The sequence below is a fragment of the Methylobacterium sp. CM6246 genome, assembly GCF_054818005.1.
In genome coordinates this window covers 4,671,913-4,698,241 of record NZ_JBTXKY010000001.1, presented here as the reverse complement: position 1 = coordinate 4,698,241, position 26,329 = coordinate 4,671,913, and the positions used below count along the sequence as shown (strand labels likewise).

At 70.1% G+C, this 26,329-nt stretch carries 28 protein-coding genes and 1 pseudogene; 13 read left to right on the top strand and 16 right to left on the bottom strand.

Annotated features, from left to right (window positions below):
- Positions 1-510, top strand: coding sequence for an OsmC family protein (locus tag ACYQPG_RS22730; protein WP_147938165.1), 510 nt, complete (start codon positions 1-3; stop codon positions 508-510).
- A gap of 12 nt (positions 511-522) precedes the next feature.
- Positions 523-1,446: a class I SAM-dependent methyltransferase gene (locus ACYQPG_RS22725; protein WP_461231810.1), complete on the top strand. Its 924-nt coding sequence runs from the start codon at positions 523-525 to the stop codon at positions 1,444-1,446.
- 165 nt (positions 1,447-1,611) lie between these two features.
- On the opposite strand, the gene ACYQPG_RS22720 is transcribed toward ACYQPG_RS22725, so the two are convergent.
- Positions 1,612-3,207, bottom strand: a complete 1,596-nt coding sequence (locus ACYQPG_RS22720; protein WP_419830278.1) for a gamma-glutamyltransferase family protein — start codon at positions 3,205-3,207, stop codon at positions 1,612-1,614.
- A 121-nt stretch (positions 3,208-3,328) separates the two neighbouring features.
- On the opposite strand from ACYQPG_RS22720, the gene ACYQPG_RS22715 reads away from it, so the two are divergent.
- Together ACYQPG_RS22715 and ACYQPG_RS22710 are read left to right on the top strand one after the other, a co-directional pair.
- The gene (locus ACYQPG_RS22715; RefSeq protein ID WP_461232499.1) at positions 3,329-4,780 is read left to right on the top strand and encodes a carbohydrate porin; all 1,452 of its coding nucleotides are present in this window, start codon (positions 3,329-3,331) and stop codon (positions 4,778-4,780) included.
- A 45-nt stretch (positions 4,781-4,825) separates the two neighbouring features.
- Positions 4,826-6,361 (top strand): cation:proton antiporter, encoded by a 1,536-nt coding sequence (locus tag ACYQPG_RS22710; RefSeq protein ID WP_147907294.1) that lies wholly within the window; start codon positions 4,826-4,828, stop codon positions 6,359-6,361.
- A 25-nt stretch (positions 6,362-6,386) separates the two neighbouring features.
- On the opposite strand, the gene gshB is transcribed toward ACYQPG_RS22710, so the two are convergent.
- Both gshB and ACYQPG_RS22700 read right to left on the bottom strand, forming a co-directional pair.
- Positions 6,387-7,343, bottom strand: a complete 957-nt coding sequence (gshB, locus tag ACYQPG_RS22705; protein ID WP_461231809.1) for a glutathione synthase — start codon at positions 7,341-7,343, stop codon at positions 6,387-6,389.
- Positions 7,344-7,389: 46 nt separating this feature from the next.
- Positions 7,390-7,683, bottom strand: coding sequence for a hypothetical protein (locus ACYQPG_RS22700; RefSeq protein ID WP_147907296.1), 294 nt, complete (start codon positions 7,681-7,683; stop codon positions 7,390-7,392).
- Between the two features lie 424 nt (positions 7,684-8,107).
- Here ACYQPG_RS22700 and ACYQPG_RS22695 point away from each other — a divergent pair, with 424 nt between their 5' ends.
- Positions 8,108-8,320, top strand: a complete 213-nt coding sequence (locus ACYQPG_RS22695) for a hypothetical protein (RefSeq protein ID WP_147907297.1) — start codon at positions 8,108-8,110, stop codon at positions 8,318-8,320.
- A 55-nt stretch (positions 8,321-8,375) separates the two neighbouring features.
- The gene (locus ACYQPG_RS22690; RefSeq protein ID WP_419830277.1) at positions 8,376-9,221 is read left to right on the top strand and encodes a hypothetical protein; all 846 of its coding nucleotides are present in this window, start codon (positions 8,376-8,378) and stop codon (positions 9,219-9,221) included.
- Positions 9,222-9,233: 12 nt separating this feature from the next.
- On the opposite strand, the gene ACYQPG_RS22685 is transcribed toward ACYQPG_RS22690, so the two are convergent.
- From ACYQPG_RS22685 to ACYQPG_RS22675, 3 genes are read right to left on the bottom strand one after another with little or no spacing between them, the layout of a single operon-like run.
- Entirely contained in the window at positions 9,234-9,875 is a 642-nt protein-coding gene (locus tag ACYQPG_RS22685) for a DUF1254 domain-containing protein (protein WP_147907298.1), read from the bottom strand.
- Positions 9,863-10,567: a DUF1214 domain-containing protein gene (locus tag ACYQPG_RS22680; RefSeq protein ID WP_147907299.1), complete on the bottom strand. Its 705-nt coding sequence runs from the start codon at positions 10,565-10,567 to the stop codon at positions 9,863-9,865. The genes ACYQPG_RS22685 and ACYQPG_RS22680 overlap by 13 nt, the downstream gene beginning before the upstream one ends.
- A 4-nt stretch (positions 10,568-10,571) precedes the next feature.
- Entirely contained in the window at positions 10,572-12,875 is a 2,304-nt protein-coding gene (locus tag ACYQPG_RS22675) for a transglycosylase domain-containing protein (protein WP_419830276.1), read from the bottom strand.
- Between the two features lie 227 nt (positions 12,876-13,102).
- On the opposite strand from ACYQPG_RS22675, the gene ACYQPG_RS22670 reads away from it, so the two are divergent.
- Positions 13,103-13,594 (top strand): YcgN family cysteine cluster protein, encoded by a 492-nt coding sequence (locus ACYQPG_RS22670; RefSeq protein WP_147907301.1) that lies wholly within the window; start codon positions 13,103-13,105, stop codon positions 13,592-13,594.
- 3 nt (positions 13,595-13,597) lie between these two features.
- Here ACYQPG_RS22670 and ACYQPG_RS22665 read toward each other — a convergent pair whose 3' ends face one another.
- From ACYQPG_RS22665 to ACYQPG_RS22640, 6 genes are all read right to left on the bottom strand, one after another.
- Positions 13,598-14,290: an NrsF family protein gene (locus ACYQPG_RS22665; protein ID WP_461231807.1), complete on the bottom strand. Its 693-nt coding sequence runs from the start codon at positions 14,288-14,290 to the stop codon at positions 13,598-13,600.
- Positions 14,290-14,847 (bottom strand): RNA polymerase sigma factor, encoded by a 558-nt coding sequence (locus ACYQPG_RS22660; RefSeq protein ID WP_147907342.1) that lies wholly within the window; start codon positions 14,845-14,847, stop codon positions 14,290-14,292. The genes ACYQPG_RS22665 and ACYQPG_RS22660 overlap by 1 nt, the downstream gene beginning before the upstream one ends.
- Before the next feature lie 107 nt (positions 14,848-14,954).
- Positions 14,955-15,671 carry a DUF1223 domain-containing protein gene (locus ACYQPG_RS22655; protein ID WP_461231806.1) on the bottom strand — a complete coding sequence of 239 codons (717 nt, stop codon included), beginning with the start codon at positions 15,669-15,671 and terminating at the stop codon, positions 14,955-14,957.
- A gap of 71 nt (positions 15,672-15,742) precedes the next feature.
- Positions 15,743-16,528 carry a creatininase family protein gene (locus ACYQPG_RS22650; protein ID WP_147907304.1) on the bottom strand — a complete coding sequence of 262 codons (786 nt, stop codon included), beginning with the start codon at positions 16,526-16,528 and terminating at the stop codon, positions 15,743-15,745.
- A gap of 121 nt (positions 16,529-16,649) precedes the next feature.
- Positions 16,650-17,183, bottom strand: coding sequence for a protein phosphatase CheZ (locus ACYQPG_RS22645; protein WP_147907305.1), 534 nt, complete (start codon positions 17,181-17,183; stop codon positions 16,650-16,652).
- Positions 17,184-17,293: 110 nt separating this feature from the next.
- Positions 17,294-17,677 carry a response regulator gene (locus ACYQPG_RS22640; protein ID WP_007560016.1) on the bottom strand — a complete coding sequence of 128 codons (384 nt, stop codon included), beginning with the start codon at positions 17,675-17,677 and terminating at the stop codon, positions 17,294-17,296.
- 296 nt (positions 17,678-17,973) lie between these two features.
- Between ACYQPG_RS22640 and ACYQPG_RS22635 the strand changes: the two genes are divergently transcribed.
- Positions 17,974-18,960 (top strand): bifunctional riboflavin kinase/FAD synthetase, encoded by a 987-nt coding sequence (locus ACYQPG_RS22635; RefSeq protein ID WP_147938173.1) that lies wholly within the window; start codon positions 17,974-17,976, stop codon positions 18,958-18,960.
- Between the two features lie 129 nt (positions 18,961-19,089).
- Positions 19,090-19,308 carry a DUF2093 domain-containing protein gene (locus ACYQPG_RS22630; RefSeq protein ID WP_147938174.1) on the top strand — a complete coding sequence of 73 codons (219 nt, stop codon included), beginning with the start codon at positions 19,090-19,092 and terminating at the stop codon, positions 19,306-19,308.
- A gap of 2 nt (positions 19,309-19,310) precedes the next feature.
- Here ACYQPG_RS22630 and lpxK read toward each other — a convergent pair whose 3' ends face one another.
- From lpxK to ACYQPG_RS22615, 3 genes are read right to left on the bottom strand one after another with little or no spacing between them, the layout of a single operon-like run.
- A complete protein-coding gene (gene lpxK, locus ACYQPG_RS22625) occupies positions 19,311-20,282 on the bottom strand; it encodes a tetraacyldisaccharide 4'-kinase (RefSeq protein WP_461231805.1) in 972 nt (323 codons plus the stop codon).
- Positions 20,282-21,613, bottom strand: a complete 1,332-nt coding sequence (locus ACYQPG_RS22620; protein WP_461231804.1) for a 3-deoxy-D-manno-octulosonic acid transferase — start codon at positions 21,611-21,613, stop codon at positions 20,282-20,284. Before ACYQPG_RS22620 ends, lpxK begins: the two co-directional genes overlap by 1 nt.
- The gene (locus ACYQPG_RS22615; RefSeq protein ID WP_419830270.1) at positions 21,610-22,395 is read right to left on the bottom strand and encodes a lysophospholipid acyltransferase family protein; all 786 of its coding nucleotides are present in this window, start codon (positions 22,393-22,395) and stop codon (positions 21,610-21,612) included. Before ACYQPG_RS22615 ends, ACYQPG_RS22620 begins: the two co-directional genes overlap by 4 nt.
- Positions 22,396-22,680: 285 nt before the next feature.
- Between ACYQPG_RS22615 and ACYQPG_RS22610 the strand changes: the two are divergent.
- Positions 22,681-23,172: pseudogene (locus tag ACYQPG_RS22610) on the top strand (VIT1/CCC1 transporter family protein); the annotation flags it as partial.
- A gap of 68 nt (positions 23,173-23,240) precedes the next feature.
- Positions 23,241-24,146 (top strand): metallophosphoesterase family protein, encoded by a 906-nt coding sequence (locus ACYQPG_RS22605; RefSeq protein ID WP_147907343.1) that lies wholly within the window; start codon positions 23,241-23,243, stop codon positions 24,144-24,146.
- Positions 24,147-24,212: 66 nt separating this feature from the next.
- Here ACYQPG_RS22605 and ACYQPG_RS22600 read toward each other — a convergent pair whose 3' ends face one another.
- Positions 24,213-24,374 (bottom strand): hypothetical protein, encoded by a 162-nt coding sequence (locus ACYQPG_RS22600; RefSeq protein ID WP_461231803.1) that lies wholly within the window; start codon positions 24,372-24,374, stop codon positions 24,213-24,215.
- Between the two features lie 319 nt (positions 24,375-24,693).
- Here ACYQPG_RS22600 and ACYQPG_RS22595 point away from each other — a divergent pair, with 319 nt between their 5' ends.
- Entirely contained in the window at positions 24,694-26,088 is a 1,395-nt protein-coding gene (locus ACYQPG_RS22595; RefSeq protein ID WP_419831067.1) for an amidase family protein, read from the top strand.
- 64 nt (positions 26,089-26,152) lie between these two features.
- Positions 26,153-26,329 carry a hypothetical protein gene (locus tag ACYQPG_RS22590; RefSeq protein ID WP_461231802.1) on the top strand — a complete coding sequence of 59 codons (177 nt, stop codon included), beginning with the start codon at positions 26,153-26,155 and terminating at the stop codon, positions 26,327-26,329.

The following is a 26,329-nucleotide window of genomic DNA, read 5'->3' as shown; positions in this document are numbered from 1 at the left end:
ATGGACGCCACCGCTCTGCGAGCCCTCCAGGCTCCGATCAAGGACCAGTACCGCACGGCGCCGGATTCGGCGGTGATCACCCTGAAGGCGCGGGGTACCCTCGACGACACCAAGATCGCCTGCAAGGTCGAGACCGGCCGCGCCATCGCGGAAGCCGGGCTCCACCCGGCGACCGGCGGCTCCGGCCTCGAACTGTGCTCCGGGGACATGCTGCTCGAAGCGCTGGTCGCGTGCGCGGGCGTGACCCTCAAGGCAGTGGCGACGGCGCTCGCGATTCCGCTGCGCTCCGGCACCGTTCATGCGGAGGGCGACCTCGATTTTCGCGGAACGCTCGGCGTCGATAAGGATGCGCCTGTGGGCTTCCGTAGCATTCGGCTGTTCTTCATTCTGGATACCGACGCCTCGGAGGACAAACTCGCAGACCTGCTCAAGCTGACCGAGCGCTACTGCGTCGTGTTCCAGACCCTGAACCACAAACCCGCGTTGTCGGTCGCCGTCACGTCGGCCTGAGGGAACACGACGATGGCCGGCGACATCACCCAGACGGAATACTGGAACGGCGAGGTCGGCACCCGCTGGGCCCGCAATCAGGCGGTGCTCGACGCGGTGTTCGCACCGCTCACCGAGGCGCTGTTCGCGCGCCTGACGCTCCAGCCCGGGCAATCCGTGCTCGATATCGGCTGCGGCTCGGGCACCACGACGCTGGAGGCCGCCCGCCGGGTCGGTCCGCAAGGGAGCGTGACCGGCGCGGACATCTCGGCGCCGCTGCTCGCGGTCGCCCAGGACCGGGCCGAGGCGGAACCACCCGGTGCCGCGCCGATCCGGTTCGTCGAGGCGGACGTGGAGAACGCCGCTCTCGGAACCTATCAGCAGGCCTTGTCACGGTTCGGCGTGATGTTCTTTCCGGAGTCGGCCCACGCCTTCGCCAACATCCGCCGGATGCTCCAGCCCGAGGGACGGCTGACCTTCCTGTGCTGGCGGGCGCTGCCGGAGAACCTTTGGGTGACGGTGCCGCGCGATGCGGTGCTGCCGCTCCTGCCCGAGATCCCGCCGCCGCCGCAACCGGATACGCCCGGCCCGTTCCGCTTCGCCGACCAAGAGCAGCTGGTCGCGCTGCTGCGCGGCGCAGGTTTCGGGACCGTGACCTGTGACGCGATCGACCGGGACGTGGTGCTCGGCCGCGGCGCCAGCGAGACAGAGGCGGCGGAGGCCGCCGCCCATGTCGCGCTCAATCTCGGGCCGACCGCGCGTCTCCTCCGCGAGGCCGAGCCAGATCTGCGTGCCCGGGCCGAGGCCGCCGTCACCGCGGCCCTGCACCCGCACGCGGAGGGCGGTATCGTCAGTCTGCGCGCCTCCTGCTGGCTGGTCCAGGCAAGCTTACGACCTGCACGATCACACGGGCTTCCTGTCGGAGTGCCTGCGGCGGCCTGCACCGTCCCCGGATGAAACGCGCCCCTTTTCCGGGCCGCCCGGAATGTCAGCGGACGGTGATCCGGGAGCCAGAGCCGCGGAGCGGTCCAATCGCGAAACGACGCGCTAACCCTCGGCCGCTTCGCGTCACCGCGTGCTGGATCCCGGGTCGCAGTTCGCTGCCGCAGGATCGGTTTTGATTCAGAACCCCAACGCCCCGCCGTCGGAACGCGGGTCGTGCATCGCCTCGATCCGCCCATCGCGGGCCCGGCGGACGAGCATGCCGGCATGGCCCAGCGTGTCGCTGTAGGGTACGCCGACCGGCTCGATCTGGTGGCCCATGCGCTCCAGAGCCGACAGGATCGCCGGATCGAACCGATCCTCCACCTTCACGCTGAGCGAGGGCGCGCCCCAGGTCCGGCCGTAGAGCAGCCGGGGGGCATCGACCGCATCGGCGACGGAAAACCCGTAATCGGCGTAGCGGCAGAAGATCTGCGCCTGAAATTGCGGTTGGCCGTCGCCGCCCATCGCGCCGTAGGCCATGACCCGGCCGTCATCGAAACAGGCCAGCGCCGGGATCAGGGTGTGGAACGGGCGCCGCCCGGGCTCCAGCGGGTTCACGGCGTCCGGGTCGAGGGAGAACGAGACGCCCCGGTTGAGCCAGTCGATGCCGGTGCGCGGCAGAACCACCCCGGAACCGTATTCCCAGTAGACCGACTGGATGTACGAGACCGCCAGCCCGTCGCGGTCGATCGCCCCCATCCAGACGGTGTCGCCGGGGGAATCGCGCAAGGGAACCGTTGCGGCGCGCTTCATGTCGATACGCGCGGCTTCCGTGGCGAGGAAAGCCGGCACCAGGAACTCCTCCATGTCGTGCCGCAGGCGGCCGAAATCGGTCACCACCCGGTCGCGGATCGCGAAGGCGCGCTTCGTCGCCTCGATCAGCCCGTGATAATGCGCCGTGCTCTCCGGGGTGGCGACATTCAGGCGGTCGAACAGGCCGAGGATGATCAAGGCCGCGAGCCCCTGGGTCGGGGGCGGGAAGTTGAACAGCGTGGCGTCGCGCCGACGCATCGCCAAGGGCCTGCGCTCGACCGCCTGGTAGGCCTTGAGGTCGGCCCGGGTCACCGGCGCGTCGAGGCGTTCCAGGTCGGCGCCGATCTCGTGGGCGACATCGCCTCGATAAAAGTCGTCCAGCCCGGCATGTGCGAGCTGCTCGAGGGTCGCCCCGAGGGCCGAGAGCTTGCGGATCTCGCCCGCCCGGTAGGGCTTGCCGTCGTTGAGAAAGGTCGCGGCGAAGTTCGGGGCCTCATGCAGGGTGTCGCCCGGTTGCGGCTTGTAGCGCTCCTCGCTGGGTGAGACCGGGACACCGTCGCGGGCCTGGGTGATCGCGTCGGCGAGCAACACGTCCAGGGGCAGGCGGCCGCCGAGCGCCTTGGACAGCGCCAGAGCGAGGTCCCAGCCGCCGACCGCGCCGGCCACCGTCACCATGGCGTCGGGGCCGCGCGACGGGATCGTATCGTAGCCCTTTTCACGGTAGCGCTGGATCGTCGCGAGGCGCCCGGCCGGCCCGCATGCCTCGATGCCGCGCACCCGGCCGCCGCGCTCGCGAACCAGCCAGAATCCATCGCCGCCGATGCTGTTCATGTGCGGGTAGACCACGGCGATCGAGGCCGCCATCGCCACCATCGCCTCGATGGCGTTGCCGCCCTGTGCCAGCACGGTCCGGCCGGCCGAGGCCGCGAGATGGTGAGGGGCCGCGACAGCGCTGTCGGAGAAGACGGGGGTCTCGAGCATCGAAGATCCTGTGGTGTTCCAGCCGCAGCGTTAGGCAAGTCTGCGGCCGCTGCAAGGGACCACGGTTCGCCACGCCCGTCCCATGCTAGGAACGCCGATGCCCATCGCGCAGAAGCGGCCGATGTCGTTCAAGATTTTGCCTCCGTTGGCCCTCGGCCTCACCTTGGCCGCCCTGCCGGCCGCGGCGCAGCAGCGGGTGCGGACCGTCTACGAGGGTGCGGGCGCCGATCCGCGGATCTCGGTCTCGCAGCCGGAGAGCACCAGCCAGGCGTCCGGCGGCTATGTCCGGTCGATCGAGCCGTCGTTGGGCGCGCTTGGCGATCCCCTGGGGTTGCGCCCGGTGCTGAAAGCGCGTGGCATCGAGTACAGCGTCACCTACATCGCCGACCTATTGGGCAACCCGACCGGCGGTCTTCGTCAGGGGGCGATCGTCGAGGATCGCCTGAACCTGCGGCTCAACCTCGATCTCGACCGGCTGGCCGGCTGGGAGGGCGCGACGATCCACGCCAACGCCTACTTCATCCACGGCACCGGCTTGTCGCGCTACTATGTCGGCGACCTGCTCACCACGAGCGTGATCGAGGCGCTGCCGTCGAGCCGGCTGTACGTGCTGTGGTTCGATCAGAGCCTGATGGACGGGCAGCTCGGCCTCCGGATCGGCCAGCAGGCGGCCGACACCGAGTTCTTCGTCAGCCAGACCGCGACTTTGTTCGTGAACTCCACCTTCGGCTGGCCGGCGATCACCGGGCTCGACCTGCCGAGCGGCGGTCCGGCCTATCCGCTCTCGGCGCCCGCGATCCGCGCGAAGTACGCGCCGGGCAATGGTTTCTCCCTTCAGGTCGGGCTCTACGATGGCGATCCCGCGGGGGCGAACCGGCCAGGCCCGGATCCGGAGGCGCAGCGACTGAACCGTACCGGCACGAACTTCCGGACCAACGACCCGGCCCTGATCGTCGCCGAGGCGACCTACGCGTTCAATATCGAGCCGGGAGCCAAAGGCCTGCCCGGCGACATCACGTTCGGCGGCTGGCAGCATTTCGGCCGGTTCGACAGCCTGCGCTTTGACATCACCGGGGTGCCGCTGGCCGACCCGAACGCCACCGGCATCGGCCGCCCCCTGCGCGGCAATGCCGGCTTCTACGGCATCTACGACCAGACCCTGTACCGGGAATCCGGCAAGGACGACGAGGGCCTCGGCTTCTTCGTGCGCACCGCCTACTCGCCGACCCGCTCAAGCCTGATCGACGCCTACGTCGATGCCGGCCTCGCCTACAAGGGCCTGTTCGACGGCCGCGACGACGACACCGTCGGGCTCAGCCTCGCTCATGCCCGGATCAGCGACGACGCCCACCGGGCCGACCGGGACACGATCCTCTACACCGGCGTCCCGACGCCGCGGCGACGGGCTGAGACGGTGCTGGAGGCGACCTACCAAGCCGTGGTGGTTCCGGGCTTCACGGTGCAGCCCGACCTCCAATACGTCTTCCATCCGGGTGCCGGCATAGCCAGCCCGGATGGACGCCGCTTGCGCAACGCGGCGGTGCTCGGGGTGCGCGCCAGCGTGCAGTACTGAGCCGTCCGGCCTGGAACGGGCGCGGACCTGCCCTCTTTCAGAGCTATGGTAATCTTCGAGTGGGTTGTCGGCGTCCTGTTCGGCGCCGTCCTTTTGGCCGCGCTGGCGCGTCGGCTGGGTGCGCCTTACCCGGCGTTCCTGGCGCTCGGCGGCGTCGCGCTGGCCTTCGTGCCCGGGGTGCCGAACCTGCGGCTCGATCCCGAACTGGCGCTCGCCCTGTTCCTCGCCCCCGTCCTGCTTGATGCCGGCTTCGACGCGTCCCTGCGGGACATGCGCGAGAACTGGCGCGCGGTGTTCGGGTTGGCGGTGGGCGCGGTGGCGGTCACGACGCTCGCCGTCGCGCTCGTGGCCCATCTCATTGTGCCCGACATGCCGATCGCGGCCTGCATCGTGCTTGGCGCCGTGGTCGCGCCGCCCGACGCCGTGGCGGCCCTGGCGGTGCTGAAGCACGCGCCGATGCCACACCGGCTCGCCACGATCCTGCGCGGCGAGAGCCTTCTGAACGACGCCGCATCGCTGATCATCTACCGCCTGGCGGTGACGGCTGCGATGGCGGACGGCTTTCATCCGGCCGAGGTCGCCCCGGCCTTCATGCTCGGCGTGGTGGCCAGTTTAGCCGCCGGACCCTGCCTGGGCCTGGCCTTCGTCGCCCTGACGAAGCGCGTGACCGACCCGGCGAGCACCATCGTGATGCAGTTCGTCGCCGCGTTCGGGATCTGGCTCGCCGCGGAGCGTCTGGAGATGTCGGGGGTGCTGACCATCGTCACCTTCGCGGTCACGGTCGCCCGCCGGGCGCCCGGCATCACGGCCCCGCGCACCCGGGTGATCTCCTACGCGGTGTGGGACACGGCGGTATTCGTCCTCAACGTCCTAGCTTTCATCCTGATCGGCATTCAGATCGATCCGATCCAGGACCGCCTGACCGGTGCAGATTCCTGGCAGGCGATGTTCCTCGCCGCCGCGATCTTTGCCACCGTCGTGGTGACCCGTCTGGCCTGGGTCCTGCCCACGACCGGCCTCAAGGGCCTCGGCCTGCGTCAGGCCGGTGCCCGCGCGAAGTTCGGGCCGGGGCTCGCTCTGTCCTGGGCCGGGATGCGCGGCATCGTCACGGTCGCGGCCGCCCTGGCGCTGCCGATGGAGTTCCCGCACCGGGACCTCGTGGTGTTCACCGCCTTCTTCACGGTTTTGGGCACGCTGATCGTTCAGGGCCTGACCCTGCGTCCGCTGCTCGCGCACCTGAAGCTGGAGGACGACGATCCGGTTGGCCGGGAAGTGGGCTGGGCGCGCGCCGCCGCCTACAAGGCGGCCCTCGAGAGCCTGGCCGAATCCGGTGACGAGCCGGCGATCGATTCCCTGCGCGCCGAGTTCCGCTCGGCCCTCGAAGAGGCCGAGGCCCACGAGGAGGGCCTTGCTCCCGAGAGTCTCCCCTCGGATGCCGCCCGCCGCCGGTCGGTGGCGGCCGCGCGCAATGCGGTTCTCTCGCTGCGGCGGCAGGGCCGCATCGGCGACGATGCCTATTTCCTGCTGGAGGAGGAGTTCGACTGGGCCGAACTCAACGCCACGCCGAAGGCGGAGACCTGAGTCACAGCCTTCCTACGGCACCCGTTCATACATCCTTGCGCGCTGCGACCCGGGATTCGATCGCGTCCCAGACTGCCACCGAGAGGTCCGGGCCGCCGAGCCGCTGGATGGCCCGGATGCCGGTGGGGGAGGTGACGTTGATCTCGGTGAGATGTCCGTCGATCACGTCGATCCCGACCAGGATCAGGCCGCGCCGGGCTAGCTCCGGACCGATCGTCGCGCAGATCTCGCGCTCGCGCTCGGTCAGCTCCGAAGCCGAGGCGGCCCCGCCGCGCACCATGTTCGACCGGATGTCGTTGGCCGCCGGCACCCGGTTGACCGCGCCCATCGCCACCCCGTCCACCAGGATGATGCGCTTGTCGCCCTCGGTCACCCGGTCGAGGTAGCGCTGGATCACCCAGGCCTCCCGGAAGGTGGTGGCGAACAGGTCGAACATCGAGCCGAAGTTCGGGTCCGTCTCGGTGACCTTGAAGACGGCAGCGCCACCGTGCCCGTGCAACGGCTTCATCGCGACGGTGCCGTGCTCCAACCGGAAGGCCTCGATCTCGGCCTTGTCGCGGCTGATCAGGGTCGGGGGCATCAGCTCGGGAAAATCAAGCACGAACAGCTTCTCGGGCGCATTGCGCACCTCGAAGGGATCGTTGACCACCAGCGTCTCCGGATGGATCCGCTGCAGCATGTGGGTGGCCGTGATGTAGGCCATGTCGAACGGCGGATCCTGGCGCATCAGCACCACGTCCGCCTCGGCGAGGTCGATCCGCTCCGGCGGCGTCAGCGTGAAATGCGCGCCCTCGACGTCCTGGACCGTCAGACGCTCGACCCGAGCCGTGACCCGCCGGCCCTGCATCGAGAGCCGGTCGGGCGTGTAGTAGATCAGGTCATGACCCCGCCGCTGCGCCTCGAGCAGCAGAGCGAAGGTCGTGTCCCCGGCGATCCGGATGTTCTGGATCGGGTCCATCTGGACGGCGACAGTCAGGCCCATCGAAAATGCCCTTCGCCTGCGGCGCGTATCTGGACCGGTGAAATGCTCAATCGTCCGACAGCGACTTGCTGCCGGTGCGCTTGTCGTAGTCGCCGATCGCCGAGCGGCACTCGGGCGACAGGCGCTTGCGGTTGCGCGTCATGCACCGGTCGGCGTCCTGGCTGTTCGGATCGACGCCGGCGCAGAGACGGAAATAGTCGTTGGCGCAGCCGAGTTGCAGGCCCTGGTCCTCACGCTGGGCGTAGGCCGGGCCGGTGGCGAGCGCGAACAGCACGAGCGCACCCGTCGCCAGGCCGCAGCGGCGGTTGGAGCGCAGGAATCGTTCCGGAACGAGTCGCATTCAGCGGTGTCCTCAAATCTCGGTCGCGCGGAAAATCGGTGCGGCGGTCAGCTCGTCCGCTTGCGCCCGGCATATCGGTCGCGCTGGGCGGTAGGCAAGCGCCACGGCTCTGCATGGGTTCCCCGCGCGCAACGCCGCGCCCACGCTTCGCCGCTGTGTGGCGCCCGGGCCGCATCGTCGGCCAAGAAAAAGGGCCCCGTCCAAGAACGGACAGGGCCCCAGTCAAAGGGAGGAAACGCCCGCCATGGGCGAAACCCGCATCGCAATTCGCGCGCCAGACCAGCCAAAATGCCGCCCCGATCCGGGCCGGGATCCGGCAAGACTCCGTTAACCACGTCATGCTGAATGGGTTCTGTAGCCCTTGCCGACCCCCTCTGCAGGGCCCGGGCACTGCCGCTCGAGCCGCCGACAGGAGCCGGAGATTATGACCCCATTCAAGCCGCAGGTGACTGGCCAGACCCGCCTGCCGATGCCCGCCAACGATGCGGCACGCGACGCACGGCGGGATCCGCCCGCGGTCCTGCTGCCGTTCCCCGGGCCCGACGCGCGCCGGACCCGCCAATTGCCGCGCACCGACGAGCAGCGCGGCGAGATCCTGTTCTTCCTGGGCGTCCGTTACGAGCGCCTTGCCTCCTGAACGCAGCGATAGCCGCCGACCGGCCCGGCCAGGCGACGTTTCCGACGGTTTGATCATGCCTGTTCCGGACCGCCATCGGCCAAGCGTCGCACCCGTTGGAGACAGGCGCGCGAGCCGCGCGCACAGGGCCACCATCGTCCTGGCCGCCGGCACCGCGCTGGCGCTGCTCGCCGCCTGCACGCAGAGCGGCGATTTCGGCCGCCCCCGCACCGGCGTTTGGAATGGACTGATCGACACCACCGGCAGCTTCTCGTCGCGGGATCGCGGCCGGCTGATCCTCGATTCCGGCCTGACCGACGACGAGCAGGCGCTGCGCGACCGCGCCTGGCGCTTCGTCCAGCCGGCCAGCACCCTCACGGCATTCCAGGATGCCCTCTTCGGACTGGCCAGCGCGCACGCGACGCCGACTTGGCGGTTCGACGAGGTCGGCGCCTATTACGACACGCTGACCGCAGAGCCGTCGCGCTCCCCGGTCTCCCGCTACCGCCAGCTCGCCGACGACGCCACGGCCGATGCCCGCCTGATCCCGATCTTCACGGCGCTCGCCGCGCGGGTGATCGACGCGGATGCCGCGCGGCTGCGCAGCTTGCCCTTTGCCAAAACCCTCGACGACGCGGATATCCGCCTCGCAGCCCAGCATGTCGCCGAGAACCGCTGCCTGATCGCCTGGGTGCGGATCGAGGCCGGCCTGCGGCTGGCGCGCTACCGCTATGCCCTGGAGCATCTCTTCGCCCAGGCTCCGGCCAAGGAGTCGGTCGCGGCCGAGCGCTCGCTGGCCATGCTCGCCGCGCGCCGCAACCTGCTCGACCCGCTGCTGCCAGCGGACGCCGCGGCCCGATGCGGCCTCGAAGCCGCCATCGTGCCGGTCGCCGAGGCGCCGCCACTGGTCGTCAAATATTGAGTTGACCCGGCGTTACCGCCCAGCGGGCTTACCGCCGGCATCCTTGCCGCCGGCATCCTTGCCGCCGGACTCATCCGCAGGCATGTCGGTGGTGCACGAGACGGCTTGGACGGCGGCGTTAGCGCCGGGTCGCTGGCTCGGCAGGCCGGCGATCACCCGCACGACCACGACGCCCCGCGTGTCCGGCGCGACGATGCGCACGTCACGGCTCGGGTCATTCTCGTCGTCGTCGGCCAGAGCCTCGTCGTACTGTGCCCGGGTGAGGATCACGAGATCGAGGGCGCCGCGCACGGCGGCCTGATCGGTCACCGCGTAGAAGGCCCCCCGCCGGGCATGCGCGGCGAGCGACAACGACAGCGGCCCGGTCCGCGCAGAGACGCGCATCGGCCCGTCGGCGAGATCGTAAGCGCAGACGCCCACCGCCACGGCCGGATCCGGGATCGGCAGCCACGCCTCGGGCGGAGAGGGGTCGTCGCCGGTGGCGACCGTGTAGATCGGCTGCGGGTGGTCCAGGTTCTCGCTGGTCCGGGCGCGCGAGACGGCGTCCGTCTCGGACAGACGCGGGATCGCCAGCACCGCCGCGATGTGCACGATCCCGGCGAGCACCAAGCCGATCAGCGTGGCGAAGACGAAGCGCGGACTCACGAGGCGCATCCCAGGCGGGTGATGGCCGGCACCGAGGCTCGGTCGAGGGATCCGACGCTGGCGGCGACCGGCGTGTCGTAAAGGCGCAGGGCCAGGCGCACAGGCCCGCTGTCCCGGGGGCTCGGCAACCAGTTCCCGGGCTGGACGTCGGGGGCGAGGATCACCGAGAACCGCCCGTCGGCCGAGCGCAGGACCTCCGTGGAGGTGAAGCCCTCGCGCATGGCCGGACGCCCGGGATCGCGCGCACCGCGACCCGCGACCGTGAGGGTCCAGGCCCTGGCCGGCGGCGTCCCGCCGCCGATGCGATAGGCGCAGGTCGCGTCGAGCGCCTGGCCCTGGTCGTCGGCCGCCGCGGTCAGCAGCAGGCCCTCACCTACAGCCAGGGGGATCTCCCCCCGGCGGGCGTTGACGGCACGGGTATAGGGATCGGCATTCCCGGCCCCCGCCCGGGGCCAGGCCGTCCAGGCGCCGACCGGCACGCCGCCGAACGGATAGCCGCCCCGCGTCGCCCAATCGGCGCTGGCGAGGCCGAGCACCCCGCCGAGCGCCAGGGCGTAGACCGCGAGGCCGGCGACCGAGCTCTTGCGCCAGACACGGGCGAGGAACCGGCCGGCGCCGCCGAGGGACCGGACCTTCGGCGCGGGACGGGGTTCTCCAGCCGCAGCGCTGCGGCCGGGGCTAGCGGGGATTGCGAACCTCATTGGGTCACCGCAGCTCGATGCGGCCGCCGACGGACCGTGCGCCCTCGGCGACCTCGCGCGGCTGGGCCGGGGGTGCCGCGGCCCGGTCGCCGGGCTTCCGGTCGGTCTTCTGGGTCGCCTTGTCGACGCCACCAGCGGCATCCGGCCGCGCGTCGCCCGCGGGCGGGCGCTCGACGGTGCGGAACAGGCCGTTCAAGCCGCCGATCACCTCGAAGGAGCGACGCGAGAGCTTGCCGTAGGCGCTGGCATTCGGATCGATCGGTGCGGTCGGACCGCCGGACGCCTGCTGCTGGGCGGCCCGCGGGCTTTCCTTGAGGCCGGGCAAACCCTTGATCTCGATGCCCTGGTGGGCCGGCTCCATCACGTCGTGCCAGAGCTGGGCGGGGAGCGAACCGCCGGTCAGCTTGTTGGTCGAGGTGTGGTCGTCGTTCCCGAACCAGACCGCGCCGACGTAATTGCCGGTGTAGCCGACGAACCACGCATCCCGGTAGGCGTTCGTGGTGCCGGACTTGCCGGCGACCTTCACGCCCTCGAGCTGAGCGCGCTTGCCGGTCCCCTCCTCGACCACCTTGTTGAGCATGAAGTTCATGTCGGCGACGACCTGGGACGGGAGCACCCGATCGGGCGCCTCGTCGGCGTGGCGGTAGATCACCTCGCCGGACGAGTTCTTGACCTCCATGGCGGCGTAGGGCTTGGCCTTGTAGCCGCCGTTGGCGAACACCGCGTAGCCGGCGGCCTGGTCGATCACCGTCACCTCGTCGGAGCCGATCGGCATCGAGACCGTGTCGATCAGGTTCGAGGTGATGCCCATCTTGTGGGCCAGATCGGTGATCTTCGCGCGGCCGGCCTTCGCGGCGCGCGCCTCATGGCTGATACCCATGGCCTTGCCGAGCGAGATCGAGATCTTGATCGGGATCGTGTTGATCGATTTCGCCACGGCGAGCCACATCGGCACCCGGCCGGCATAGGACCGGCCGTAATTCTGTGGGCACCAGTTGCCGATGCAGACCGGGCTGTCGACCACCGTGGTCTCTGGCTTGAACAACCCCGATAGGAGGGCAGCGGAGTAGACGTAGGGCTTGAACGACGAGCCGGGCTGGCGCAGCGCGTCGGTGGCGCGATTGAACTGGCTCTCGCCGTAATCGGCGCCGCCGACCATGGCGCGCAGTGCCCCGTCGGGATCAAGGATGACCATGGCGGCCTCGTCGACGTCGAAGGCGTCGCCGGACTTGCGCAGGATGTCGGCCACAGCCTCGTCGGCCCGCTTCTGGATCGCGAGGTCGAGGGGTGTCTTGACCGTCAGGACGCGGTCGTTGCGGAGCTTGCCCGCATCGGCCATGGCCTTGATCTCGCCGAATGCCCAATCGAGGTAATAATCGGCGGTGATGTCGCGGGTGCGAGTCACGGGGGTCGCCGGGTTGCGGAGGGCGGTCTGGATCTGGCCTTCCGTGACGAAGCCGGCTTCCACCATGTTGTGGAGCACGTCCGCGGCGCGGGCGCGGGCGGCGGGCAGGTTGACGTGCGGGGCGTATTTCGTCGGCGCCTTGAACAATCCCGCCAGCATGGCTGCCTCGGCCAGGCTGATGTCTTTCAACGGCTTGCCGAAATAGTAATCCGCCGCCGCCACGGCGCCGAACGTCCCGCCGCCCATGTAGGCCCGGTCGAGGTAGAGCTTCAGGATCTCGTTCTTGGTCAGGTGGCTCTCCAGCCACAGGGCCAGGAATGCCTCGTTGATCTTGCGCTCCAGCGACCGCTCGTTGGTCAGAAACAGGTTCTTGGCCAGCTGCTGCGTGATCGAGGAGCCGCCCTGCGTGCCGCCGCCGCCGCGCGAGTTGTTGACCAGGGCCCGCAGGGTGCCGATCGGGTCGATGCCCCAGTGCTCGTAGAAGCGCCGGTCCTCGGTGGAGACCAGCGCCTTGATCATGATGTCGGGAAACTCGTCGAGCTTGAGCGAGTCGTCGTGCTTGATGCCGCGCCGGCCGACCTCGGTGCCGTACCGGTCCAGGAACGTGACGGCGAGGTCCTGCTGCTTCAGCCAGTTCTCGCTGGTCAGCTGGAACGCGGGCTGCGCGAAGGCGAGCAGCAGAACCGCGCCACCGGCCCCCAGGGTGACGGCCTCGCTGGTCAGGTCGAGGGCGATCCGCTTCCAGCCGTGGACGGCGAACCGGCCCATGAACCGCTGGAAGCGTTCGTAGGCCGCGCCGGTCGAGCGACCGCTGTCGTAGAGGCCGGCATTGACCCAGGCATCGAACGCCAGCGCGGCGCGCTCGATGCGGATCTTGATCTCGGTGAGCGTCGGCAGGCGCACGTTGTCGGACCCGGCTTGTCGAGCGCCTTCGCGGCGGAGGATCGAGCGCCCGCGCCGCGGGCATGGCACCGCGCGGCCGAGACACCGCGCGGCGTATCCATCCTTAGCAGGATCCGGAACGGTCGGCGAGGCTCTGCGCGGTCCCGTGATTCGCCGCAGGTGCAGCGCCTTGCCCCGCGGCACCAGCTCGGGCAGAGACAGACACTTCCCGCTCGCGAGATTGACCGATGTCCAAGCCCGAGGCGCTGCGCCACGGGGTCGCCGAGCCGTTCTGGCGGACCAAGACCCTCGAAGCCATGACGCCGTCCGAGTGGGAGAGCCTGTGCGACGGGTGCGGTCGGTGCTGCCTGATCAAGCTCGAGGATGACGAGACCGGCGAGGTCCATCATACCGATATCGGCTGCACCCTGCTCGACGGCCTGACCTGCCGCTGCCGCGATTATGCCCGCCGGCAGAAGCGCGTGCCCGACTGCGTCCGCCTCACCCCGGAGGCGGTGCGGACGATCCCGTGGCTGCCGCCGACCTGCGGCTATCGGCTCGTGCGCGACGGCGAACCGCTCTATCCGTGGCATCCCCTTGTCTCAGGCCGGGCCTCCAGCGTGCACGAGGCCGGCATCTCCATCCGCGGCCGGCTCGCCGGCAACGAGGAGGAGTTCTCCGACGACGAGTTGCCGGACCGGATCGTGGCTTGGCCGGGGGCGGATCCGGACGAGCGCTGACGCTCAGCTCGAGTTGACCCGGCTGCCGAGCAGCCGGCCGCCCGCGAGGCCATTGAGCCCGATCACACCGAGCACGGCGACGGCGTGAATCAGCAGATCCGACGCGGTGGCGTCGTGCGGATGGAACGGCATCAGCAACGCCGCGGCCGCGGCCGCGGCCGCGAGTCCGCCGAGCGCTGCCGTCAGGTTCGGCCGCAGCGGGCAGGCGCGGCGCAGCATCACGACGATCAGCACGGACAGCGGGACCGAGACACAGACCAAGAAACTGAAGCAGCCGGCGACTTCCTGGGGATTCGGCCGGTCGGTGCCGGGGGCGATCCAATCGCGCAGGCAGCCGAAACCGCTCGCCCCGATCCAGAGGGCCAGGGCCGGGAGCGGCAGCAACGCCCAAGCCCGGGAGCGGCCCGGCACGCTCGTGGCGAAGGCCGCGAAGGCGGCGCCGACCGCCGTCAGCACCGCCCCGAGTGCGGCGCAGACGAGATCCGGCACCTGCATCCGCTGCATGAAGCCGGTGCTATCGATCCGGCTCGCCAGGACCAGCCCGACGATCAGCGCCGCACCCAGCCACAGGGCTGCACGCAGGGCCGGGGAGGGCAGCGGCCGCACCGGCTCCAGGCCGAAAGCGAGATCCTCGACCAGACGATCGTGGCAGCTGAAGGCCTGCGGACCCGGGTCATGGCCGGCCAAGTCGGCCATCAGCGCCGCTCCTGCATCAGGTTGGCGCGCAGGGCCTTGAGCGCCCGGTGAAGGTTGACCTTGAGCGCGCCCTTGCTGCGCCCGGTCAGGGCCGCGGTCTCATCCAACGACAGCTCCCGCAGGCCGAGATGTTCCACGGCCTGCCGTTGCCCGTCCGGCAGCGAGGCGACCGCACGCGCAAGGGCGGCGGCGCGGTCGCGCGCCTCCAGACCCTGGCCCGGCGCGGGACCGGGATCGGCCTCCGCCTCGTAGGCGATCGGATCGTGAACCTCGCGGGGCCGGCGCCCGGTCCGGCGCAGGCGATCGATCGCCCGGCGCTGGGTGATGGCGCGCAGCCACGGCAGGAACGGCCGCGCGGGATCGTAGCTGGCCCGAGCCCGATGCACGGTCATCAGCGTGTCCTGGACGACGTCGTCCACGGCCTCGCCGCGCACGCCCTGCGCACGGGCGATCGACGAGACCACCGGCAGGCACGCCTTGAGCAAGGCGCGATATGCGGCCGCGTCGCCACCCTGCGCCGCCGCCATCAGAGCGGCCAATTCACCTTCGAGCGCCATCCGGGCTCCGCCGCCGATCCATTCCCCGGCACGGCCGGAGTCTAGCGCGGGGTTGGAGTCGGGCGCCAGGGCCCATCCGCATCCCGCGACGCCGGGCATCGCCAGCATCATTGCGGCATCTCCGCGGCGCTGGCGACGCGTTCGCCCAGGCGGGCCGCGCCCAGGATACGGCCGTCGGTCGCTTGCACCAGGAGGGCCGCCGTCTCACCCGCAGGTGCAGCGGCCTCGAACATCATGGCGGCGCCGGACCACGCTCCGAGATCCCGGATCGAGCGGACGACGTTCGCCTGTTCGAGCGTGCGGCCGGCATTCTCGCCGCGCAAGACCCGGCTGGTATGGCTCGGATCGAAGCCAATTAGCAGGACCCGGCCTGTTCCGCTTCCGGCTCCGACCCGGGCGGCGAGGCCGGCACCGTCGCGGGACAGCGTAACTCCGACCGCCATCCCGGCACGCCGGGCCTGTGCCACGGCGGCCCGCAGGCCGGCCTCGTCGGAGCCGACAACGGCCGTGCGTCCGTCGATGACGGCCTGCGGGGTGTAGTTCGAACTGCCCAACCGGGCTGCGTAATCAGCCTGCCGCTCGGTGGCGGCAGGCAGGGAGTAGGGATCGCGCCAGTCGAGGTGGTTCCAGTAGGTGATGTGGAAGGCCAGCGGCAGCACGTCCGCACCTTCATGCGCGAGCCGCCCGATCAGCGCTTCGGCGGGCGGGCAGGAGGAGCAGCTCTGCGAGGCGAAGAGTTCGACGACGACGGGCCGCTCGAGCGCCGCGGCCGGACGTCCGGCGGCGAGCAACAGGGCGACGGAGATCAACGCGACGACTTTCATGGCCGAGCCTCTCGGCGCCGGCATATGCTGCACGGCGCGTAACGGACCTTTCGGCGGCACGTCCGCGCCGGTTACGCCGGATCCAGCTCGAACCGCGCCACGTCCCGCAGTAGTTCCACGAAAGCGGCGGCGCCGTGATCGAGGGCAACGTGACCGGCCTCGGCACTGCCGAGCCGGGCATCCCCCATGGCTCCGGACGGGTGCAGGTCGCCTGCCTTCCAGGCGAAGGCGGCTGGCCGGCCGGCGCGGAGATGGGTGAAATCCCGGATCATCGCGCGGCTGCGAGGTGGAAAATCCGCGATCCGGTCAGTCCGCACCAGATCCGGCCGCAGCGCCAACATCAGTGCGGTCTCGATGCCACCGGCATGGATGCCGTGGGCGATCTCGTCAGCGGGAAACAGGCCGTCGGGATAGCCGAACCGGGCCCAGGACGTCGTGACCGCGACCATGTCGAATCGCGCGCGCAGATCACTGGTCACGAGATCAATGAGGGCGCTGTTGCCGCCGTGGCTCGTGACGATCACCAGCTTGCGGCAGCCGGCGCGATGGATGGCGGTGCCGATCCCGGTCCAAGCCGCCAGGGCCGTCCCGGTATCGAGCGAGAGCGTGCCGGGAAACGCGTCGTGTTCGTCGGACTTGCCGATGACCTGCACCGGCAGCAGCAGCACGTCGAGGTCGTGCGGCACACGCGTGCGCACACGGTCGAGGTAGCCGTCGGCGATGATCGCGTCGGTGCCGAGCGGGAGGTGCGGCCCATGCTGCTCGATGGCGGCCACCGGCAGCACCGCGATCACCCGCCGCATGTCGCGCCGGTTGAGGTCGTCCGTCGTCAGCTCGGACCAGTTTTGCGCCGCCATGCCTTGGCCGGAACTTTCCTTCGACACCGCCCTCGGCATCAGGTTGCCGAGGGCGATCTAACCCGCCCAACCGACTCGCGTCGATGGGCGCCGGACCGACCGGGGCCGGAGCCGGAGCCGGTCAGGCGAACAGGGCGTCGATGTCGTTCTGGGACGGAGTTTCCTCGACGGCCTGGGGGCCGTTGAGAAGGAGGTCCTCCGCGCGGGCGCGGCGAGCCGTTTCGGCCGGGTCGGTGGAGGATGCATCCCGGGCCTTCACGGCGCCGACAAAGCGGGCGAGCCGCTGTTCGAACAGCCGCAGGGCCTCCACGACCTTGGCGATGCGCTGGCCGGTGATGTCCTGGAAGGCGCAGGCTTCGAAGATCGTGTTGATTCGCTCTTCGACGGCATCCCGGTAGCCAGGCCCGTCCGGGAGGCCGAGCATCGCCTCCGCGGCCTCCATGATCGTGTTGGTGGCCCCGGCGGTCGCGACCACGACGCTGCCGAGTTCCTCATGCGCCATGGGAATCCGGTCGCGGCTCATCTCGTTCGCCCGGAGCGCACCGATCTCTTCGCGCAAATGGGCGATGTAATCCGCGATCTCGATTAACTCGGAGATCACGGCGTGCGGTTCACGGAACCGCATATCGGGCTGTCGCGCGGCGGCTGACGACATGCTCTCCTCCTGGGATCGGCGAGCAGCGATGCCGGCGGCATCGCTCTTGGGCGCCTTCCGGCGTGCCGGCGGCTTTGCCGGGGGGCGCGTTGGACGTGCCACGGAAATCATCAGTTCCCGCAGACCGCCTCGATCTTGGACTTGAGCGTCGCCGCATTGAACGGCTTGACGATATAATTGTTCACGCCAGCCTTCTTGGCGGCGATGACGTTCTCGGTCTTGGATTCGGCGGTCACCATGATGAACGGCGTCGTCCGAAGATTTTCGTCGGCCCGCACGTGCCGGAGCAGCTCGTAGCCGGTCATTGGCTCCATGTTCCAGTCGGAGATGACCAGGCCGTACTTGCGGTCCTTGAGGCGAGCCAGTGCCGCCGTACCATCCGATGCGTCATCGACCTCTTCGAAGCCAAGCTGCTTCAATAGATTCCGAATGATTCGGACCATCGTCTGGTAATCGTCGACAACGAGGATCGGCATGCTCAGATCGAGAGCCATAGACCAACTGCTCCGTATTGCCCGGCGGGAAGCCGCGGCGGCTCCCGGAAAGATGAACGCTTCACTAACGCCGCAAAATAGCCGCGCTGCACAGCATTTAAAATAGGCCCGCCGCATTGCGAAGCCGTTAATCTGCGGGTGTGTCTTTCGCAGACCGCCCCTGCGTCGTCACAGGGCGGGGAGGTCGCTTGACCCTCCGGACGGCTTTCGGCAGGGTCCGGCGCTGTCGGGCCTGACGCGAACCGCGCAGGCGCCTCTTTCTCATCCGACCCTTCCGAGTCTCCGACCCCGAATCGATGGCCTCAGGCGACAAACCGGCCATGCGGCCTTTCACGATTTGCGGCATCGATACGCCGATCCCACCGGCCCTCGCTGGAGCGGTCGCGGCGATCGGCAATTTCGACGGCGTCCATCGTGGCCACCGCGTGCTGGTCGAGAACGTCCGGGCGGCGGCGCGCGAGGTGGGCCGGCCGTCCGCGGTGCTGACCTTCGAGCCGCATCCGCGCGCCTATTTCGCGCCCGATGCGCCGATGTTCCGCCTCACCGCGCTGGCGGCCAAGGAGATCGTGTTCGCGCATCTCGGCCTCGACGGGTTGGTCGTGCGCCGCTTCGACGGGGCGCTTGCCGCCACGGGCGCCCGCGCCTTCGTGTTCGACTTCCTGAGAGGGTCTCTGGGGCTGTCCGGCGTGGTGGTCGGGCACGATTTCCATTTCGGACGCAACCGCGAGGGCACGCCGGCGATCCTGGCCGAACTCTGTGGCGAGGCCGGCCTGGGCTGCCGGATCGTCGAGCCCGTCGCCCTGGCGGGCGAGACCGAGCCGGTCTCGTCCAGCGCGATCCGGGCTGCCCTGGCCGCCGGCGACGTCGCCCGGGCCAACGCGCTGCTCGGCTACCGCTGGTTCGTGCTCGGCCAGGTCCGTCACGGCGACAAACGTGGGCGCCAGCTCGGCTTCCCGACCGCCAACGTGATGCTTCCCGATTGCGGGCTGGCCCACGGCATCTACGCGGTGCGCGTCCGCCTCGGCCCCGGCGAGATCCGCGACGGCGTGGCGAGCTACGGGCGCCGTCCGACCTTCGACGACGGCGCGCCGCTCCTGGAAGTCTACGTGTTCGATTTCGCCGGGGACCTCTACGGACGGGAGATCGCCATCGAATGCGTCGGCTACATCCGCGGCGAGGAGCGCTTCGACAGCGCCGACGCGTTGATCGCGCGCATGCACGTCGATTCCGACGCGGCGCGGGCCCTGCTGGCCACCGATACCGCCCCGTCGATGCTGACCTGAATCCGTGGCCAGGGTGCACCATTCCGGGCGATGCTTGCCGGCGTTCGGGAAAACGTGATGCGGATCAGACCGCTAGACCCCTGTCGCGGATCCGATATCTAGGGCGGCAGGATCGATCAGGAGGCGGATGTGCTGGGTCGCTACGAGCGCGGACATAACGGCGAGGCGGTCGTCCAGTATGGGGACGGCACGATGCGGGTGGTCAAGCCGGGCAGCTTCGTGCGCTGCGCGGTCACAGGCGACCCGATCCCGCTGGACGAATTGCGCTACTGGAGCGCGGCCCGGCAAGAGGCCTACGTATCACCCGAGGCGATCCTGTCGCGGCTCAAGGAAACCGGGCGCCCGTAGCGTCACAGGGCCCGGCGGATCTGCTCGCGCAGGGCCTCGGGATCGTCCGGCACGAGGCGCACGGGCTGGACGTGGACCCGCGCCACGAACGCGCCGGGCAGGCGGACCGCGTCCTTCTCGGTGGTCACGAGTTCCGCACCGAGACGGTCCGCCTCGGCCGCCAGGGCGGCGAGTTCCGCCTCGCGGTAGGGATGATGATCCGGAAACGGCCGAGCAGCCGCGATGACGGCCCCGGTCCCGCGCAGCGTCGCGAAGAATTTCTCAGGCCGACCGATTCCCGCGAAGGCGAGACAACGCCGGCCGGTCAGGCCGACCGGATCCGGAACCAGCCGCGCCCGGTGGACCGGCAGCCCCCGCCGCTCCGCGGCCAGCGCCATCGCGACGCCGGGAGCCCCGTCTCCGACCAGGATCAGACCGGCGACATGGGACCATTGTCCTTCGAGCGGTGCGCGCAGGGGCCCCGCCGGGAACGGCCGGCCGTTGCCGATGCCGGCACCCCCATCGATCACCGCCCAGGCGAGGTCCTTGGCGAGCGTCGGATTCTGCAACCCGTCATCCATCACGATCACATCGGCACCGAGCGACAGGCACAGCGATGCTCCGGCGGGGCGGTCCCGGGACACGACCGTCGGCGCATGACGGGCCAGGAGCAGCGGTTCGTCGCCAACATCCGCGGCCCCGTGGCTGGTCGGATCGACCCGGACGGGCCCAGCCAGGCGCCCGCCATAGCCCCGGGACAGGAAGGCCGGCCTGAGGCCGAGTTCGATGAGCAGGGTCGCGACCGCGATCGCGGAAGGCGTCTTGCCGGCTCCGCCGAGCGTAAAATTCCCGAGGCACAGGACCGGGCAGCCCGCCTGGATGCCGGGGCGGTTCATGCGCCGGGCGCTCAGCGCTCCATAGGCCGCGCCGAGCGGCGCGAGGGCGCGCGCGGCTGGATGGTCGGCCCCCGCCGTCCAGAAGCGCGGTGGCCTCATCAGGCACGCATGAGCGGGCGCGCGAGGTCGCCGCGGTCGAGCCGCTGAAGCTTCATCTGCGCCACGAACGGCTCCAGCACCGCGAGCGTACGGCCGACCGCACCCTCGAACGGCTCCAACGCCCGGGGGCCGGCCTGCACCATGCCGGCCAGACGCGCCGGATCCCCCAAGAGTTCGCCGACCAGGACGGCCAACTCGACCCCGTCCCGCACCGGCAGGGCGGCGCCGGCACGGTCGAGGGCGCGATAGACCATATCGAAATTGGCGGTGTGTGCGCCGTGCAGGATCGCCGTATCGAGGCGAACCGGCTCGATGGGGTTCTGGCCGCCATGCGGAACCAGGGAGCCGCCGAGGAACGCCAGCGGGGCGAGGCGGTAGAACAAGCCCATCTCACCGATCGTGTCGGCGACGTACACTTCGACGGACGGATGCGGACGTCCGCCGCTGGAGCGCCGGGCACTACGCAGGCCGTAGGTGGCCGCGGCTTCGGCCGCATCCGTGCCGCGGCTCGGATGCCGGGGTGCGAGGATCGTCAGGAGTCTCGGAAATTGCGACTTCAGCACGGCATGGGCGTAGGCGACGATGCTGTCCTCGCCCTCATGGGTGCTCGCAGCGACCCAGACCGGTCGGTCGGCGACCATGCCGTCGAGATAAGCCAGTTGCTGGCGATCGACCGGCGGCACCTGGGAGTCGAATTTCAGGTTGCCGGCGACGCTGACCCGGGGTGCGCCGAGCTTGGCGTAGCGCGTGCCGTCCTCCTGGGTCTGCGTCAGGCAGATTGCGATCCGGGAGAGCAGCGCCTTGGCGGTGCGCGGGCACCGCTCCCAACCCTTGAACGAGCGCTCCGACATCCGGCCGTTGACCAGGATGAGCGAGATCTCGCGGGCGTCCAATTCCAAGATCGTGTTCGGCCAGATCTCGGATTCGGCCACGATGGCGAGGTCGGGCTGCCAATGGTCCAGGAACCGCGCGACCCAGCGCGGCGCATCGAGCGGCACGTATTGGTGCACGGCACCCGGAGGCAGGCGGGCCCCGATCAATTCGGCGGCCGAACGCGTCCCCGTGGTCACCAGCACCGAGAAGCCGCGGGCGATCATGCCCTCGACAAGCCCGATCAGCGACAGGACTTCGCCGACGCTGGCGCCGTGCATCCAGGCGAGCGGTCCGACTGGGCGAGCCCGGCCGGGCAGCCCGCGCCGCTCGGGCAGCCGCAGCGGATCCTCCTTGCCGTGATGCGCGCGCCACGCGAGGAGCCCGGCCAGCGCCGGCTCACCGACGCGCAGGCCGGCCCGGTAGGCCAGCAGCGGCAGGGTCACGGACGGCAGCTTCACGCGGGGTCTCCCACCGGGGCGGCCGCCGCGGCCGGAGACCCGTTGCGATAGAGCGCCGCCCGGTCGGCACGCCCGACCAGCGCGTAGGCCCGGGCGTGCACGCGGTCCATCTCGGCTTCGAGGTGGCGCCGGAGCGATTCGAACTCCTCGCCGGCGCAGTCGCGGGCGACGTAGATCGGCTCGCCGAGCACCACCGCGCCCCGGCCGAAGGGCAGACCGAGACAGGCCCTGTCCCAGGATCCGAAGCGCAGGTGCCGGCTCGTGACCACGGCAGCCGGGACGATCGGGCGTCCGGAGAACCGCGCGAGGGTCAGGATCCCGGCATCGCAACGCCTGGACACTTTCGGTACGTCGGCGCTGAACGCCACCGACTCGCCGGCCTTCAGGGCCCGCAGCATCGCCCGCAACCCTTCCGCACCGCCCTTGGCGCGCAGGTCGGTCGCCCGGTCCCGGCCGCGAGCGCCGGACGCCCGGATCACGCGCACGCCGAGATGCTCCAGCGCGATGGTGTTGATGTTGCCGTCCGGATTCTTGGAGATGATCGTCGCGACCCGATCGCTCGGCCGTCGCATGAACGGCATCATGATATGCTGCCCGTGCCACATGCCGGCGATGAGCGGCACATGTGCGCCGATCCATTCGTCGGAGCTCCCGTTTGCCGCCGCGCCGGCCTGCACCTCGAAGCGATTCGTCGCCTGCACGAGCCGCAGATAGCCGGCCGCGAGGCGCCCGAGGGCGCGCTGAACGACGGGATGGCGTAGGATGCGCTTGCCGAGACTCATGAAACGCTTTTGGCGACCGGAGCGGCGCAGCCCGATTGGGGCGAGCGCGGATTAGTCCGGCCATGGTCTAGTCCCCGCGCCTCGGCCAACGCAACTCGATCGGCCATCGGACAGACGCGATCGCACGCCCGGCACCGGAGCGGCCCAGGCGAAAGCGCGGCCATCGCAGCGAAAATCCGTCCGCGCTTGTTTATATCAATTCTAAACAGTAGATTAGAACAAATCCAAACAGGAGTGCCGAGCATGGCTGCCGCCTTCGAATCCGTGATCGACGCCGCCGAAGCGCGGCGGAATTTCGCGCTGCGCTACGTCCAGCCTGGGCTCGCCGGCCTGATCGACGGTTCGGTCTCGACCCTCGCGCCGATCTTCGCCGCCGCCTTCGCCACCGGCCATAACGGCGCGACCTTCCTGGTCGGGCTAGCGGCCTCCGTGGGGGCGGGCATCAGCATGGGCTTCACGGAGGCGCTGTCGGACGACGGCAGCGTCACCGGACGGGGCGATCCGTGGATGCGCGGCCTGGTCTGCGGGGTCATGACGACGCTGGGGGGCCTCGGCCATACGCTGCCCTACGCGATCCCGGACCGGCTGCCGCCCGGCTGGCCGAACCCGTTCCTGCTCGCCACGAGCCTCGCCGTCGTGGTCGTGATCGTCGAGCTGGTCGCCATCGCGGCGATCCGGACGCGCTTCATGGCGACGCCGTTCTGGCGCGCGGCACTCCAGGTGATGCTGGGCGGCGCGCTGGTGCTGGCCGCCGGGATGCTGATCGGCAGCGCTTGACGCGGGAGCCCGCGACCGCGATGCCGGGCGCGTTCCGTGCCCTCCTTCAGCGTTGATCGTCGGCCTTGATCTTCCGCCTGGCCCATCTCAGTGACCCCCATGTCGGCCCACTGGGCCGCGTGCGCCTGCACCAGCTCATCGGCAAGCGCGCTACCGGCTACGCCAACTGGCGGCGTGGTCGCTCGCGCAGCCACGACATGACCGTGCTCGAAACCCTGGTGGCCGACCTGAAGCAGCAGGGTGCCGCGCATGTCGCCTGCACCGGCGACCTGTGCAACATCGGCCTGCCGAGCGAGTGGGAGACGGCGCGCACCTTCCTGGAGGCCCTGGGGCCCCCCGAGACCGTGAGCTTCGTGCCGGGGAATCACGACGCCTACGTGCGTGGCTCCCTGGAGGGGTTGCTGGCGGCCTGCCATGGCTACACCGGGGACGATTCGGGCTCGTCGGGACGCTTTCCCTACCTGAGGCGGCGCGGCCCCGTGGCCCTGATCGGCCTCTCGAGCGCGATCCCCACGAAGCCGTTCGTGGCCACCGGCCGCCTCGGACCGCCGCAACTCGCCGCGGCCGAAGCTTTATTGCGCGCGCTGGCGACCGAACCGGGCAAACCGTTCCGGGTGGTGATGATCCACCACCCGCCCCAACCGGGGGGCGCGTCGTCGGGGCGGGAGTTGAAGGACGCCGCCGCCTTCACGGCGATGATCGCGCGGGCGGGCGCCGACCTGATCCTCCACGGCCACAACCACACCACCACCTGCGCCCTTGTACCGGGGCCGGACGGCCGTTCCGTACCGGTAATCGGCGCGCCATCGGCGTCCGCGCGCCCGGATGGGCATGGCGGGCTCGCGGCGCGGCGGGCGTCCTATCTGATGTACGAGATCGCCCGCTCGGGCGAAGGTTTCGCGGTCAGCGCGCGGCGGCGCGGCCTGGACGCAGCTGGTGTTGTCTGCGACCTCGGACCGATCAGCTTGACCTGAACGCCCGGGGCGTCGTCGAAACCGAGACCGGCCTGCCCGTCTGGCGGCCGGCCTCGGCTCAGGTCATCAATGGCTCGCAGCGGCGAGCTCGGACCGTCGCTGTTTGCTGATACTGGCCTCATAGCGCTCCGCCTGCAGGCGGGTCAGCCCGCTGATCAACGCGAGAGTCCCGCGATAGACCGTATAGGTGCCGTCGTGAGTCGGCTTGACGCGAATCATCTCTGCCATGGAAGCCTGCCTTGCTCTGGAGGTTGTCTGTCTTCGTCGGAGGAGATTGATCCTTCCCGCAGATTTGGCCGGTTGAACGGGCGAACGCTGGCGAGGTTATCAATCAGTCCATGCTTGGCAAGGGTCGGCTACCGCGAAATGCTTAGGTTCCTCTGCTGCGATGCGGCAAGCCGTTGCCGATACTCGCGATCGGCCAATGCTTAAAAAAACGGCCGCGCGCTTGCATAATGAATAAGGCCGTGACGGACGGTGTCGCGCCTCGACTCGGCGCGTGTCCGAAGCGAATCTCGCCCTGCGGGGCTCGGCAAAGGGACATCACATGCAGCTCTGGCGTCTGACCGCGACCGACCTGTCGGCTCTGATTCGCAGCGGCCAGGTCTCGGCCCGGGAGGTCGCACAGGCCGCCCTCGATCGCCTCGACGCGGTCAATGGGCGAATCAACGCCGTGGTCGAGCATCGCCCCGACGAGGTGCTGTCGCAGGCCGATGCGGTCGACGCCGCCCGCGCCCGGGGCGATACGCTCGGGCCGCTCGCGGGCGTGCCGGTGACGATCAAGGTCAATGTCGACCAGCGGGGCTTCGCGACCACGAACGGCCTGCGCCTCCAGCGCGATCTCATGGCTACCGACGACAACCCCGTCGTGGCGAATTTCCGGCGTGCCGGAGCGGTGCTGCTCGGACGCACCAACACGCCCGCCTTCTCGCTGCGCTGGTTCACCACCAATCAGTTGCACGGCGAGACCAGGAATCCCCGCGATCCCGGCTTGACGCCGGGGGGCTCGTCCGGCGGCGCAGGCGCAGCCGTGGCGGCCGGGATCGGGGCCGTCGCCCACGGGACCGACATCGCCGGCTCCGTCCGCTACCCAGCCTATTCCTGCGGCGTTCACGGGCTCCGTCCGAGCCTGGGGCGGATCCCAGCCTGGAACGCCTCGTCGCCGGAGCGCGGGATCGGGCCGCAATTGATGGCGGTATCGGGTCCGCTGGCCCGCAGCATCGCGGATGTGCGCCTCGCTTTCCACGCGATGGCGGCCCCGGACCCGCGCGATCCTTGGTGGGTGCCGGCGCCGCTGGAGGGTCCCGCGGTGCCGCGCCGGGCTGCGCTCTGCGTGCGGCCCGGCGGCCTCGCGGTGGTGCCCGAGGTCGAGGCCGCGCTGCGCGAGGCCGCCCGGCGCCTGGCCGAGGCCGGGTGGGCGGTGACCGAGATCGCCGACACGCCGCCGATCCGTGAGGCGAGCGCCTTGCAGCTTCAGCTCTGGCTCGGCGACGGCTACGAGGCGGCCCGGGCGGCGGCCGAGCGCGAAGGCGACCCGGCAGCCATCGACCTGCTGGAACACTTCCGTACGCGCGCGGAAGCGATGGCCCCCGACGCCATCGCCAAGGCACTGACGCGTCGCGCGACGCTCGTGCGCGACTGGTCGTTGTTCCTCACCGAGCATTCCGTGTTGCTGGTGCCGGTCTCCGCCGAGCTGCCGTTCCCGGACGGGCTCGACCGGACCGGCGAGGTCGGGATCGCACGCGCCTTCGAGGCGAACCTCCTGCAGGTCGGCCTGGCGCCGATCGGAGTTCCGGCGCTCACCGTCACAACCGGGCTGGTCGGGCGCACGCCCGTCGGCGTCCAGCTCGTCGCCGCGCGCTACCGGGAGGATCTCTGCCTCGCGGCAGGTGCGGCCATCGAGGCTGCCGGCGTTCCAGAGATGCCCGTCGACCCAGTCTGACCCAGCGCCTCCCCGCAGGCGGGAACCTGATGGAAACAGCCCCGGTTATACAACCGATAGTTGCATGAGGTTCCCGATGTCCGTGATCGCCACCGCAGGCTGCGTCGGAAGCTCCCTGGTCTTCGCGCTGGCGGCGCCCTCGGGTCCGCTGCTGGCCATGGTGGGCTTCTTCGGGGGCGGCACGATCGGGGGGATGATCGGCGCCGTGGCGGTGGCCACCCTGGGTTGGGGCCGCGCCTGA

Bases quoted from the DNA above. Each gene is read 5' to 3' on its own strand.
- ACYQPG_RS22680 (WP_147907299.1), bottom strand. From the start codon at position 10,567: ATGAGGTTCGCAATCCCCGCTAGCCCCGGCCGCAGCGCTGCGGCTGGA.
- lpxK (WP_461231805.1), bottom strand. From the start codon at position 20,282: ATGAGGCCACCGCGCTTCTGGACGGCGGGGGCCGACCATCCAGCCGCG.
- ACYQPG_RS22730 (WP_147938165.1), top strand. From the start codon at position 1: ATGGACGCCACCGCTCTGCGAGCCCTCCAGGCTCCGATCAAGGACCAG.
- ACYQPG_RS22600 (WP_461231803.1), bottom strand. From the start codon at position 24,374: ATGGCAGAGATGATTCGCGTCAAGCCGACTCACGACGGCACCTATACG.
- ACYQPG_RS22685 (WP_147907298.1), bottom strand. From the start codon at position 9,875: ATGCGCCTCGTGAGTCCGCGCTTCGTCTTCGCCACGCTGATCGGCTTG.
- ACYQPG_RS22700 (WP_147907296.1), bottom strand. From the start codon at position 7,683: ATGCGACTCGTTCCGGAACGATTCCTGCGCTCCAACCGCCGCTGCGGC.
- ACYQPG_RS22720 (WP_419830278.1), bottom strand. From the start codon at position 3,207: ATGCTCGAGACCCCCGTCTTCTCCGACAGCGCTGTCGCGGCCCCTCAC.
- ACYQPG_RS22655 (WP_461231806.1), bottom strand. From the start codon at position 15,671: ATGAAAGTCGTCGCGTTGATCTCCGTCGCCCTGTTGCTCGCCGCCGGA.
- ACYQPG_RS22695 (WP_147907297.1), top strand. From the start codon at position 8,108: ATGACCCCATTCAAGCCGCAGGTGACTGGCCAGACCCGCCTGCCGATG.
- ACYQPG_RS22590 (WP_461231802.1), top strand. From the start codon at position 26,153: ATGAGGTTCCCGATGTCCGTGATCGCCACCGCAGGCTGCGTCGGAAGC.
- ACYQPG_RS22660 (WP_147907342.1), bottom strand. From the start codon at position 14,847: ATGGCGCTCGAAGGTGAATTGGCCGCTCTGATGGCGGCGGCGCAGGGT.
- ACYQPG_RS22725 (WP_461231810.1), top strand. From the start codon at position 523: ATGGCCGGCGACATCACCCAGACGGAATACTGGAACGGCGAGGTCGGC.
- ACYQPG_RS22715 (WP_461232499.1), top strand. From the start codon at position 3,329: ATGTCGTTCAAGATTTTGCCTCCGTTGGCCCTCGGCCTCACCTTGGCC.
- ACYQPG_RS22595 (WP_419831067.1), top strand. From the start codon at position 24,694: ATGCAGCTCTGGCGTCTGACCGCGACCGACCTGTCGGCTCTGATTCGC.
- ACYQPG_RS22615 (WP_419830270.1), bottom strand. From the start codon at position 22,395: ATGAGTCTCGGCAAGCGCATCCTACGCCATCCCGTCGTTCAGCGCGCC.
- ACYQPG_RS22710 (WP_147907294.1), top strand. From the start codon at position 4,826: ATGGTAATCTTCGAGTGGGTTGTCGGCGTCCTGTTCGGCGCCGTCCTT.
- ACYQPG_RS22670 (WP_147907301.1), top strand. From the start codon at position 13,103: ATGTCCAAGCCCGAGGCGCTGCGCCACGGGGTCGCCGAGCCGTTCTGG.
- ACYQPG_RS22665 (WP_461231807.1), bottom strand. From the start codon at position 14,290: ATGGCCGACTTGGCCGGCCATGACCCGGGTCCGCAGGCCTTCAGCTGC.
- gshB (WP_461231809.1), bottom strand. From the start codon at position 7,343: ATGGGCCTGACTGTCGCCGTCCAGATGGACCCGATCCAGAACATCCGG.
- ACYQPG_RS22640 (WP_007560016.1), bottom strand. From the start codon at position 17,677: ATGGCTCTCGATCTGAGCATGCCGATCCTCGTTGTCGACGATTACCAG.
- ACYQPG_RS22645 (WP_147907305.1), bottom strand. From the start codon at position 17,183: ATGTCGTCAGCCGCCGCGCGACAGCCCGATATGCGGTTCCGTGAACCG.
- ACYQPG_RS22690 (WP_419830277.1), top strand. From the start codon at position 8,376: ATGCCTGTTCCGGACCGCCATCGGCCAAGCGTCGCACCCGTTGGAGAC.
- ACYQPG_RS22635 (WP_147938173.1), top strand. From the start codon at position 17,974: ATGGCCTCAGGCGACAAACCGGCCATGCGGCCTTTCACGATTTGCGGC.
- ACYQPG_RS22650 (WP_147907304.1), bottom strand. From the start codon at position 16,528: ATGGCGGCGCAAAACTGGTCCGAGCTGACGACGGACGACCTCAACCGG.